Below are 12,160 nucleotides of genomic sequence, written 5' to 3' on the forward strand. Positions count from 1 at the left end.
CTTCCTCGCGGGCGGCTTCACCTCGTGGGACGAACGCGGCCCGAAGACCACGCTGCCGCCGGCCGGCACTCCCCTCGACCGGTGGAACGTCTGGAGCGTGATCGAGATGGGGATCCTGCTGCGGCGCTTCGTCTTCGAGCAGATCGGCGGGTTCGACGAGCGGATGGGTCCTGGGGCGGCGACCCCTTGGCAGGTCGCCGAGGGGACCGACCTGCTCCTGCGCGCCCTGGGGGCGCGCTCCGAGATGGCCGAGGGCTTCGCCTGGCTCCCCCACGATGTCTACGTCGAGGGGATCTCGACGGCGTTCGGGCTGACGACGGCGGAGCGCCGTCGCAAGCTGCGGGCATACGGCCGCGGCACGGGGCACGCGCTCAGGATCCACCGCTACCCGTGGTGGTGGCGCGCGGCATTCACTGCGGCAGGGCTGCTCTACGGGGTGCGCAACGCGCGCCCCATCACCGCCCTCGACGGCTGGCCCATGTTCCTCGGCCGCCTCGAGGGCGGGCTGGGGCGCACATTCGGGCAGCGGAATATGGTGTCCACCACCCGCTGAGCGGCACGTGCCCCGGTGCTACGCTACCGAGGTGTCATCCAGGGTTCTGATCACCGGCGGCGCGGGCTTCATCGGCTCGCATCTCTCCGAGCGACTCCTCGCCGAGGGTCACGACGTCATCTGCGTCGACAACTTCTTCACCGGATCACGGCGCAACATCGAGCATCTGTTCGGCAACCCGCGCTTCGAGGTGCTGCGTCACGACGTGACCTTCCCCCTCTACGTCGAGGTCGACCAGATCTACAACCTCGCCTGCCCCGCCTCGCCGGTGCACTACCAGCACGATCCGGTTCAGACGACCAAGACCAGTGTGGTCGGTGCGATCAACATGCTGGGGCTTGCCAAGCGCCTGCGCGTTCCGATCCTCCAGGCGTCGACCTCCGAGGTCTACGGCGACCCCGCGGTGCACCCGCAGACCGAGCAGTACTGGGGCAACGTCAACCCGATCGGTCCGCGCAGCTGTTACGACGAGGGCAAGCGCGCGGCCGAGACCCTCTTCTTCGACTACCGGCGCCAGCACGACCTCGATATCAAGGTGATCCGGATCTTCAACACGTACGGTCCACGCATGCACCCCAACGACGGCCGGGTCGTGTCGAACTTCATCGTCCAGGCGCTCCGCGGCGATCCGATTACGATCTACGGCGACGGCTCGCAGACGCGCTCGTTCTGCTACGTTGACGACCTCGTCGACGGCATGGTGCGCCTCATGGACACCGGGCACGAGGTCACCGGCCCGATCAACGTGGGCAACCCCGGCGAGTTCACCATGCTCGAGCTCGCCCAAGCGGTCTTGGAGATCACCGGCAGCGGCTCCGCGATCGAGCACCGTTCTCTCCCGCAGGACGACCCCAAGCAGCGCCAGCCCGACATCTCGCTCGCACGGAGCGAACTCGGGTGGGAGCCGTCCGTCCCGCTCACCGACGGCCTGCGTCGCACGGTCGACTACTTCCGCCGCGCGCTCGCTGACTGACCTAAGATGGCAGGATAGATGCCTGTGAAGGGCATCATTCTGGCCGGGGGTTCCGGGACGCGTCTGCATCCGATCACGTTGGGGGTGTCGAAGCAGCTGGTGCCGGTGTTCGACAAGCCAATGGTGTATTACCCGTTGTCGACGTTGATGCTGGCGGGGGTTGACGAGATCCTGGTGATCACGACGCCGCATGACGCGGCCGCGTTCGAGCGGCTGCTGGGTGATGGGTCGCAGTTCGGGGTGCGGTTGTCGTTCGCGGTGCAGCCGTCGCCGGACGGGTTGGCGCAGGCGTTCACGATCGGTGCGGAGTTCATCGGGGATGACCGGGTGGCGTTGGTGCTGGGTGACAACCTGCTGTACGGGCCGGGTCTGGGAACGCAGCTGAAGCGATTCTCGGATGTCGATGGTGGGGCGGTGTTCGCGTACTGGGTCGCCGAGCCGCAGGCGTACGGGGTGGTCGAGTTCGACGGGGATGGTCGGGCGGTGTCTTTGGAGGAGAAGCCGGCCGAGCCGAAGTCGAACTACGCGGTCCCGGGGCTGTATTTCTACGACAACGATGTGGTGAAGATCGCGCGGGGACTGCGGCCATCGGCGCGGGGCGAGTACGAGATCACGGATGTGAACCGGGCGTATCTGGAGCGGGGGAAGCTGCAGGTGGAGGTGCTGCCGCGGGGGACGGCGTGGTTGGACACCGGGACGGTGGACGACATGCTCGACGCGGCGGAGTACGTCCGCACGATGGAGCGGCGTACGGGGATGAAGATCGGTGCGCCGGAGGAGGTCGCGTGGCGGCAGGGGTTCCTGTCGGATGAGCAGCTCGCCGAGCGAGCGCGTCCGCTGGTGAAGTCCGGGTACGGCCGGTACTTGCTGGAGCTGCTGGAGAGGGGACGCTGATGCGTAGGCTGCTGGTGACCGGTGGTGCCGGGTTCATCGGATCGAACTTCGTCCACCATGTCGTGGCGCACACCGACGATCGCGTCACGGTGCTGGACAAGCTCACCTACGCCGGGAACCGTGCCTCGCTGGCCGGGCTCCCCGAGGACCGGGTGGAGTTCGTGCAGGGCGACATCGCCGATGCGGGTCTGGTGGATGACCTGTTCGGGCGGGTGGACGCGGTGGTGCATTACGCCGCGGAGTCCCACAACGACAACTCCCTCGATGACCCGCGTCCGTTCCTGGACACCAACATCATCGGCACGTACACGCTGCTGGAAGCCGCCCGCCGCCACGGGCGCCGGTTCCATCACATCTCCACCGACGAGGTGTACGGAGACCTGGAGCTGGACGACCCGGCGAAGTTCACCGAGACCACCCCCTACAACCCGTCGTCGCCGTACTCGTCGACGAAGGCGGGGTCGGATCTGTTGGTGCGGGCGTGGGTGCGCTCCTTCGGGGTACAGGCCACGATCAGCAACTGCTCGAACAACTACGGCCCGTACCAACATGTCGAGAAGTTCATCCCCCGGCAGATCACGAACGTGATTCGCGGGATCCGCCCGAAACTGTATGGGGCGGGGCAGAACGTGCGGGACTGGATCCACGCCGACGACCACTCCTCCGCCGTGCTGACCATCCTCAAGGGCGGCACGATCGGGGAGACCTACCTGATCGGCGCGGACGGCGAGAAGGACAACAAGACCGTCGTGGAGATGATCCTCACCCTGATGGGACAGCCCGCCGACGCGTACGACCACGTCACCGACCGGGCCGGCCACGACCTGCGGTACGCGATCGACTCCACCCGGCTGCGCACCGAGCTGGGCTGGCAGCCCCAGTACGCCGACTTCGAAGCGGGCCTGGCCGCGACGATCGACTGGTACCGCACCCACGCGGACTGGTGGGCGCCGGCCAAAGACGCCACCGAAGCGTTCTACGCCACCAAAGGCCAGTAGACCCGCATCCCTCGCCGACGCCCCGGTCCGCGCATCGGCACGGGGCCAGCGACAACACGAAGGACATACCCCTGTGACGGAGTTCGGCAAGAAGCTCACCGCCACCCCGACCCCGATCCCGGGGCTGGTCGTGTGGGACCTGCCCGTCCACGGCGACGCCCGCGGCTGGTTCAAGGAGAACTGGCAGCGGGAGAAGATGACCGCCGCGGGCCTCCCGGACTTCGGGCCCGTGCAGAACAACATCTCCTACAACGACGCCGCCGGCACCACCCGCGGCATCCACGCCGAACCCTGGGACAAATGGGTGTCCGTCGCGACCGGACGCATCTTCGGCGCCTGGGTCGACCTGCGCGAGGGCCCCACCTTCGGGACCGTGTTCACCACCGAACTCGACCCCTCGAAGGCGATCTTCGTGCCCCGCGGCGTTGGGAACTCCTACCAGACCCTCGCACCCGACACCGCCTACACCTACCTCGTCAACGACCACTGGTCCCCCACCGCCGAATACACCTTCCTGAACCTCGCCGACGAAACCGCCGGAATCGACTGGCCCATCCCCCTGGACCAGGTCGAGATCAGCGACAAGGACAAAGCCCACCCCCGCCTGACGGACGTTACCCCCATGGCCCCCCGGAAGACCCTCGTGCTCGGCGCGAACGGGCAGCTCGGCCGAGCCCTCCACGCCCTCTGGGGCGACCAGCCCCACATCGAGTACGCCACCCGCGCCGACCTCGACCTCACCAGCCCCGCGCTGCCCACCGCACGCCGCTGGCGCGACTACGACACCATCGTCAACGCCGCCGCCCACACCGCCGTCGACACCGCCGAAACCCCCCACGGCCGCACCGACGCCTGGGCCGTCAACGTCACCGCCGTCGCCGCGCTCGCCCGCATCGCGACCGCGCACGGCATCACCCTCGTCCACATCTCCAGCGACTACGTCTACGACGGCACCAGCGACTGCCCCTACACCGAAACCGACCCCGTCAGCCCTCTCGGCGTCTACGGACAGACCAAAGCCGCCGGCGACGCGATCGTCACCACCGTCCCCCGCCACTACATCCTCCGCACCAGCTGGGTCATCGGCGACGGCCACAACTTCGTCCGCACCATGGCAAGCCTCGCCCAACGCGGCACCGACCCCCGCGTCGTCGACGACCAGACCGGACGCCTCACCTTCACCCCCACGCTCGCCGAAGGCATCCACCACCTCCTCACCACCCACGCCCCCCACGGCACCTACAACCTCACGGGCACCGGCGAACCACACACGTGGGCCGACATCGCCCGCACCGTCTACACCCTCACCGGACACGACCCCGCCCGCATCACCGGCGTCACCACCACCGACTACTACTCCACCGCGGAGCACGCCACCGCACCACGACCCCACAACAGCACCCTCGACACCACCAAGATCGAGAACACCGGATACACCCCCACGGATGCGATCGCGTCGCTGAGGTCCTTCCTCGCGGACACCGCCCAATAGGACGCTTGGTCCTGGCACCGTTCAGCCGTCCCTGCCAGAGATGGGCAGTCCCTACCGCGAACCACTCTCGCGCTGGCTGTCCGCTGCCGCGTCGGATCGGATGAATCGCAAGGTGACGATCACGGCGCCGACCATCAGCACCGCCATCAGCAGGCTCGATATCACGACTCCCGAGATTCCCCCGGGTGACAGCAGCGCCCACTGCGACAAGCCATCTCTCGTCAGACGGTAGAAGTCCGCTTCGTATGCGCCGGCGTACGCACGAAAGAGACCGACCGCAGCCACAAGGACGAAGGCAATGAGGAGCCCCGTCCCCACACGCCGTCGATGAGCAGCAGGGATGAGCCGACGCCAAGCCACGGCGCTCATCACCACCAGGATGAGGATCGCAACGAAGAGGTAGCGCCCCTGCATACCGGCGAAGAGCTGAGTGCGCACGTAGTGCCGCCAGGTGTTGACGATGAGCATCAGGACCAAGAGAGTCGGGAGCGACATCAGCACCGCCATGCGCAGCTTGTCGCGGTCCCGCACGAGGAAATAGACCACGATCATCGCGAGCGAGACGATGCTGAGCAGGTCTGTCAGGAAGTCCGGCAACGCATAGTCGAGGAGGCCGAAGTCGCCCCAGAAGCTCGTCGTCACGCGGATCCACATCACGTCGAGATAGCTGACGAGATCTGGTCCGGTACCCGGTTCCCAGGGAACGGTCTGGCGGATGCCGGCCAGACCACTGGGTTGAAGGTCGCCATATATCAACAGGTTCCGCAACCACCACCACCCTCCGAGAGCGAAGGCGATGGCGAGTGCCGTGACAGAGCGGATCACACGCGTCCGAATGCGCACCCCACGTGGCCAGACCAACAGCACCGCCGCTACGAAAGGAATGAATGGCAGGGACGTTCCCTTGGCGAGAAGTGCCACTCCCAAGCTGATTCCCACAGCGACAACGGTCCGGCGACGGTCATCGCCCGTCATCACTCGTACGCAGAGCCAGCCGACGACCGAGCACAGCAGGATGGTTAGCCCATCGTTGGACACGGCCCCCGCGATCTGTCCCAGCTGCGGAACGAGGAAGATGCTCGCTGCCGCGAGAATTCCCGCCTTGGACGAGCCGGTCATGCGGCGGGCGGCATCCCATAGCAGCGACGGCAGCGGCAGCATCAGGAGGACTCCGCCGAGGCGGAGCGAGAGCAGCGCGACATCGGCGCGCAGCTGCTCATAGCCGACCGCCTGGAGCGCGCCTGCCGCGAGCAGATAATAGAGCGGCGGGTGCTGTGTCATCTGGTCGACACCGCCGTCACCGGGGTGGTCCGCCATCAGCTCGCTGAACGTCGATCGGTCGCGTCCTGCCAGAGCGGCCTCGTCTCGCGCCGCGACCACAGCCTCACTCAGGCGCGCGTCACCTGGTGCCGGCCAGGTGAGCCCTTGCGTCAGGCGGATGGCGCTGTTCAAATGCGCATGCTCGTCCGGTGCGCCGTAGATAGGGGTGAGAAACGCCCAGAGCGTGAGCATCGCAGCGAAAGCCGCCGTGAGCGCTGCGAGAACCACGAGCTCCGGTCGTGTCACCCGTGGGATGCCGACACCGCCCGGCGCTTGCGCGCCTGAGCCGGTCGCAGTCTCAGGCGCCACCCGCTCCTCCCGAGGATCGGAACGCGCGCACGCCACGCGACGCCAGCGCTCGCGGGGCATCCAGCGCCCTGCGCACAAGCGCGCGTAGGCGCGCCTCCGGCCGCGCTCGCAGACGGCTCACGACGCTTTCCGCGTGCTCTCGCTCGGATTCCGCACGCCGACGCTGTGCTGCTTCCGCTCGGTAGAGGTCTCGCCAGCGGGTGCTTGCGTCGATGTGCTCGATCTCGAGCGGGATCACGACTCCGGCTATGGCCTCCGCCGAGTGACGCTCGGCGATGGTGTACTGGTCGCCGGGCGCGGCGAGCAGGGGTTCCAGGCGGCCGGGGACGATGGCACGACCAGACTGCAGCAATTCCGCCAATGTCGTTTCGAGTCTGGTCTCGGAAGCGAAGCCCTCCGACGGCACCTCGCTGGATCCCGGGTGCTGACCGGGATGCCGCACGAGGTACAGCGACTCGAGCACGCCCGCTTTCCAGAATCTGTAGTCTCGCATGCCGTGATGGCGTGGACTCGGGTTCAGGAGCGGGTTCGCATCGTATGCGCGCCCCGTGTTGATCACCTTGGTCTCGTACTGGGAGTACGTGCGCCACGGCACATGCAGGACCTCCAGCGCGAACCGGGCGTCCGGCGTGCCCAGGCTCGGGATGTCGACGCCATGGTTGCCCTGCTGCACCGTCACACCGACGCGGCCGACGTGCACCACGTCGGCCGTGGGATGGGCATGGAGCGCGACAGTGCTCATCAGGGTGCTCTCCTCGCGCACATCGCGCTGGGTGAGCCGCCGAATCCACGCGCCGCTTCTCGCCGGGACGCCCGTGAGGTTCACCACCGGGACCGGAAATGAGCCGATGCTCGTCGGGATCCGTGAGAGGGCATCCCGCAGCGTGAGCCGCGGATCCTTTGCGATGAAGAACTCATCGGCATCCGCATTGATCACCCAGGTGGCCGCATGCTCAGACGCTGCGCGCGAGGCCATCTCCGAGACGACGCCGGTCTGGTTCTTGTCATGCGCGAGGTAATCGTGCACCTCGACGCGGCCGGATGCTGCATAGTCGGCGAGGATCTCTCGAGTTCCGTCGACGGAGCCGTTGTCCGTGGCAATGATGAGGTCTACGCCCTGTGAGAGATGATGCTCGATCATCGCGGCGATGATGTCCGCTTCATCCCTCACCATGAGGGTCATGACGATCTTCAGGTCAGCCAACAGTCACCCATTTCTCCCGCGCATCGCGAGTGCGTCATTCAGCAACCGTCGAGCCCGAGCATCGAACGAGTGCTCAGAAGCGACAGAACGTGCGAGACGCTCCCTCTCGGAGTCCTCGGGCCATCGATCGGATGCCGGATCCAGGAGGGCTCGCAGCTCGTCGACGCTCTCGTAGGACTGAACCTGCCCCTCGAACAGCTCGGTCATCCCGGGGACGGGGTCGCTGATGACGCGCGCGCCGGTCGCCGCCGCATCGAACAGCCGATTGGAGAAGAAGCCGAATTCCGCCATGTCGCGCCAGTGATCGTTCAACACGAACGTCGCCCCCGCGTACGCGCCAGGCAGATCGTCGTTGTCTATGCCTGTTCCCTTGAGGTAGCGCGGCTCGATGAATCGGTCCCAGCCGTCGTCGCCGAACACGGCGAGCTGCGCACCCGCGTCGATGGCGTCGGACACGATCCGTCTCGACACGCCTCGGGTCCGTCCCACGAAGAGCACCTCGTGCGCAGCGCCTCCCCTGGCCTCGAGGTTGAACTTCGAGGCGTCGGTGGCCTGCAGCATCGTATGCACATCGACACCCCACCGATCCCGAACGTGCTGGGCCCAGATCTCACCCGCAGAATAGATGCGATCGTAACCCGATTCCAGCTCTTGTCGGGTGACGAGATCGGGATGACTGATGACCCACAGCAGGTTGGTCGCGCCCGGCTGAGGGGTGAAGGGGACCAGACCCCGCAGGGTCACCGTGACGTCGTCCCAGCCGCCGGAGTCCCGCACATGGGCGCTCGCACGATCGACGACGACTTCCTGTCCGCACCGGCGGAGTGCATCCGCCAGCGCTGATGCGAAGAACGTATCCCCCCACACATCGCCCGACGCATCACCGGTCGCGGAGGTCTTGATCGCCCACCGGAGGCACGGCGCGCTCTCATCGACCATGGCAGCCGAGTGATCGCGTCGTGCCAGGACGAGGCGGGGCTCCCACAGCGGCGAGCCTGCCAGACGTTCCCAGATGACATCCCGGAGCTCCACCGGACCTGAGTCGAAGATCGCTCGGTCGTCGAGCGCTGTGATCACCCGTCGCCACCGCCGCGCGAAGCGTGCGCGGTTGGGAAGCTGGAAATCCATCCGGCCAGGCGACCGAGATTCGAAATGCACCACCCGTGAGGACGTTCGCACCGCGAGCGGACGAGCGTCCGCTCGAAGACGAAGACACAGGTCGACATCCTCCATGCCGTTCACATAGTGCGGGTCGAAACCTCGCAGTCGAGCGAAATCAGCCCATTCCATCGCGAGGCAGGCCGCCGTGAGCGCTGAGAACCGATAGTCATCGATGGCTGGATCGAGATCGATCGGATGCACGGCGGGCAAGAGATGCCTCGGCATCGAGAACCCGCCCAAGAAGATCGTTCCGGCCGTCTGGATCGTGCGGTCACCGTACAGCAGGAGCGGCTGAACCGCGCCCGCGCCCTCCGACAGCGCGCCCGCCAGCGGCTCCAGCCAGCCCTCCTGAACAGCGGTGTCGTTGTTCAGGAAGACGACGCAGCGCGCTGGCTTCGTCGTCGCACCGACGTTCGACCCGAGGGCGAAATCCGTATTGCGGTCCATGCGACGCACGGTGACGCGTACGTCCGATGCGAAGCACGCGGCCAGAATGGTGGCGACCGGGCGGCGAGAGCCGTTGTCCACGACGACGACGTCGACACCGTCTCCCGTCGTCTGGAGCACGTGCCGCACCGCACCGAGTGTCATCGCCCAGTCCTGGTAGGTGGGGATGACGACCGTGACCTCGCCGACCGGGTCCTGGTCGAAGTCGACGAGGTGCCGGCTGCGGGCGGCGTTTGCCCCTGCCCGCATTTCTAGATCCGGGTCTTCTCCCTGACGCGATCGACTGACGAGGTCGGCGGGTAGAACGGCTGCTGTCCCTGAAGCCGAGAGACCGATGAGCGCGTGCCACACGATCCCGCGATCAAGAGAGGGATCGGGCAGCACCGCACGCGAACCCGTCCCCCGAAGCACCACGCCTGCCCCGTCGAGGTCGTCGAGCCAGAGGGCGTCGTCCGACCGCAGCCAGGGCTGCGGTGTCGTGGGAGACACCACCGCTGCCGCAGACACCCCTGGCTGCTCTGCGAGCGCGGCGACAGCCGAAGACAGGAACTCGGGCCTCCAGCGCTGCGTGGGCGTCCAGAATGTCCAGCCGTCGGGCTGCGCGTCACGCAGGATCTCCGCGACGACCGCTCCGACCGTGTCGGTCGGGTTGCGGGGGACGAAGTCGATGAATGGCGACGCCTCGACGAGTTCGTCGAGCTGGGCGGTCCGGGTGTCGTCGTCAGTCTCGATGACCGCCACGCGCAGTCCGGACAGCGATTGCTGTGCGCAGGATGCCGCGAAGTCCTGGATGACCGACGCCGCCCGGAGGTGCTGTTCATCGACGAAGACCACGCACGTCTCCGTCGCCTGCGCCCGCCGCGGGGCGGAGGTGTGGTGGCCGCGAACGGGACCGTGAGCGCGAAGCCGGCCGAGAGAATCGTGATAATCGCGCACACGAGATCTGACGAGGGCTTCCGCTTGACCGCGGGTGATCGAGCGGACCCCCGCTGAGGACGGCGTGAGACTGTCCCGGTGCGCGTTCTCGAGGAAGTGCGCCAGGATGCTCCCCCCGTCGCTCGCGACCGGTTCGGACTCGAGGTACTTCGTTCCCCAGAAGTGAGGGCTCGCCTGGCCGAGCTCGCCGCGGGCGACGAAGTCGAGGAACAGATTGATCGGCCGCCCACGATGTCCCTGTGAGCGATCGGCGACCGAATACCACTCAGCTTCGAAGAAAGGATTCAGCGCACGGCCGTCGAGCTCGCCGTTGGCGAGATAGTCGTCGAGCGCCGCTTCACGGGAGACCGGTCGGGCCCCGCCCACCTGAGAGCGGTAGAAGCGTTCATCGATCATCGCGGACGAAAGCGCTGTGCGGGAAGCCGCCACGAGATCGCGACAACCCGCGATGTACTCCTCGTAGTTCAGTTCACGAAGACCGACCGTGAGCCGCACCGATCGCGGGTCGCGCCGGGCGCGCCGAGTGAGACCGGCGACCCATCCTCCGCTGTCGTCGAGATGCTCGCTGACGTCGAAGCTTCCCAGGAGCCGACTGGGTGTTCCGAGCCAGCGTGTCCGCGGCTCGCCCCCTCGGGCGATACGAGCGAGCTGATTGCGCAGCAGCAACGACGCCGTACGCGAGAAGCGCACAGCCGGAGCATCGATGAACGGAGTCGGCACGACGCCCAGCTTCCATCCGTGGTGAAAGTAGTGGCGAGCGGCCGCCTCGTCGTCGTCGAAGTTGATGCCGAGCTGCATGCTGTAGTGCGCGGACACAACGATGTTCGTCCCCCGGCGCGATCTCACGTACGGCGTCGCGAGCACGGGGACCGCGGCGTCGACCATACGCGACGTCCCGAGGCGCCGGGCCAGCCGACCCAGTCGCGCCATGGTCAGTGGTGCCATGGGTGCCTCTATTCCGTGGAATGCGCACGCCCGTGCGCGCTGATTCGTGTCGGAGCCCGTTCGAGAGCCCCGCCGATTCTACCTATCCGGCACTGGTGGGCTCATCTGAGCGGGTCCCGCGTGGACTTTCCCCTCCCCGGGGAAGCGCGGCCTTCGCGTTTCCACCGCCCTGAGATCGTGCGGCAGCGATGCCGAGCACGGCGTGCGCCGCCATCGCCGCGACCATCAGAAGCACGATCCACCCTGTCGGCACCCCGTGCGCAAGGGCCAGCGATTGAGCCGGCTCACCGTTCCAGACCCTGGCGTATACCCACCACAGCCCTGCCCATGTCGGCGCAGGCGCAAGCACGACACCGACCACGGCGAGCGCCCGGACGCCACGACCGACGTGACGACGCACGATCCAGGCGAAGAGGACCGCGATGGTGGCGGCCAAAGCGGCGATGCCCGCGAACACATACCGACCTTGAATGCCCTGTGCAGGCCTTCCGAGATCCCAGAAGATCCGGTGCGCGTTGACAACGGTCGTCGCCACGACGAGCGCCGGGAACAGCCACAAGCTGAGAAGGAGGGCGCGTCGACGGGCGACGACGACCGCGACCACCAAGGCAACGACGAATCCGAGTCCGGCGAGATCCGCGACGAGCTCCGGCAAGGCGAACTCGGGGCGACTGCCCCGCCCCCAGAACGACCGGTTGAATCGCACGACGGCGTTGCCGACGAAGAACCAGAAGTCATAGCCCTCCGCGGGATTGCCGATCGGTTCACGCCCGCCGAGAATGCTCGGCTGGATCCGCCCGAGAATGATCAGGTTGCGTGCCCACCACCACCCGCCGATCACGAACGCCACGAGCATCGGGGTCGCCACAAGTGCCGCCTTGCGCAGCAGCCCGGATGCCAGCCATGCGGAGCGGACTGCGATCAGCGC

Annotated in this window: 8 protein-coding genes and 1 pseudogene; 5 read left to right on the top strand and 4 right to left on the bottom strand. The window is 67.1% G+C overall.

The genetic code is table 11. From position 1 onward, the window contains the following. From B4E30_RS10210 to B4E30_RS10230, 5 genes are all read left to right on the top strand, one after another. On the top strand, positions 1 to 553 hold a 553-nt coding region (locus B4E30_RS10210), incomplete at its 5' end, for a glycosyltransferase family 2 protein (RefSeq protein ID WP_286795196.1). A 31-nt stretch (positions 554 to 584) separates the two neighbouring features. Then, positions 585 to 1,526 carry a UDP-glucuronic acid decarboxylase family protein gene (locus tag B4E30_RS10215; protein WP_286795197.1) on the top strand — a complete coding sequence of 314 codons (942 nt, stop codon included), beginning with the start codon at positions 585 to 587 and terminating at the stop codon, positions 1,524 to 1,526. 24 nt (positions 1,527 to 1,550) lie between these two features. Continuing rightward, positions 1,551 to 2,420 (top strand): glucose-1-phosphate thymidylyltransferase RfbA, encoded by an 870-nt coding sequence (gene rfbA / locus B4E30_RS10220; protein ID WP_286795209.1) that lies wholly within the window; start codon positions 1,551 to 1,553, stop codon positions 2,418 to 2,420. Next, positions 2,420 to 3,418, top strand: coding sequence for a dTDP-glucose 4,6-dehydratase (gene rfbB / locus B4E30_RS10225; protein ID WP_286795199.1), 999 nt, complete (start codon positions 2,420 to 2,422; stop codon positions 3,416 to 3,418). The genes rfbA and rfbB overlap by 1 nt, the downstream gene beginning before the upstream one ends. Positions 3,419 to 3,491: 73 nt before the next feature. Then, positions 3,492 to 4,910: a bifunctional dTDP-4-dehydrorhamnose 3,5-epimerase family protein/NAD(P)-dependent oxidoreductase gene (locus tag B4E30_RS10230; protein WP_286795201.1), complete on the top strand. Its 1,419-nt coding sequence runs from the start codon at positions 3,492 to 3,494 to the stop codon at positions 4,908 to 4,910. A 51-nt stretch (positions 4,911 to 4,961) separates the two neighbouring features. Here B4E30_RS10230 and B4E30_RS10235 read toward each other — a convergent pair whose 3' ends face one another. The 4 genes and pseudogenes from B4E30_RS10235 to B4E30_RS10250 all read right to left on the bottom strand — a co-directional run. Then, complete coding sequence (locus tag B4E30_RS10235; RefSeq protein ID WP_286795203.1) at positions 4,962 to 6,422, bottom strand: DUF2142 domain-containing protein; 1,461 nt, start codon at positions 6,420 to 6,422, stop codon at positions 4,962 to 4,964. Positions 6,423 to 6,528: 106 nt separating this feature from the next. Next, positions 6,529 to 7,743, bottom strand: a complete 1,215-nt coding sequence (locus tag B4E30_RS10240) for a glycosyltransferase family 2 protein (protein ID WP_286795205.1) — start codon at positions 7,741 to 7,743, stop codon at positions 6,529 to 6,531. 3 nt (positions 7,744 to 7,746) lie between these two features. Continuing rightward, positions 7,747 to 11,232, bottom strand: coding sequence for a glycosyltransferase (locus B4E30_RS10245; RefSeq protein WP_286795207.1), 3,486 nt, complete (start codon positions 11,230 to 11,232; stop codon positions 7,747 to 7,749). A gap of 82 nt (positions 11,233 to 11,314) precedes the next feature. Then, positions 11,315 to 12,160, bottom strand: a pseudogene (locus B4E30_RS10250) (hypothetical protein); the annotation flags it as partial.

It is taken from the genome of Microbacterium sp. UBA3394, assembly GCF_002358725.1.
In the GTDB taxonomy this organism is placed as follows: domain Bacteria; phylum Actinomycetota; class Actinomycetes; order Actinomycetales; family Microbacteriaceae; genus Microbacterium; species Microbacterium luteum.

Bases quoted from the DNA above. Each gene is read 5' to 3' on its own strand.
- rfbB (WP_286795199.1), top strand. From the start codon at position 2,420: ATGCGTAGGCTGCTGGTGACCGGTGGTGCCGGGTTCATCGGATCGAAC.
- B4E30_RS10235 (WP_286795203.1), bottom strand. From the start codon at position 6,422: ATGCTCACGCTCTGGGCGTTTCTCACCCCTATCTACGGCGCACCGGAC.
- B4E30_RS10245 (WP_286795207.1), bottom strand. From the start codon at position 11,232: ATGGCACCACTGACCATGGCGCGACTGGGTCGGCTGGCCCGGCGCCTC.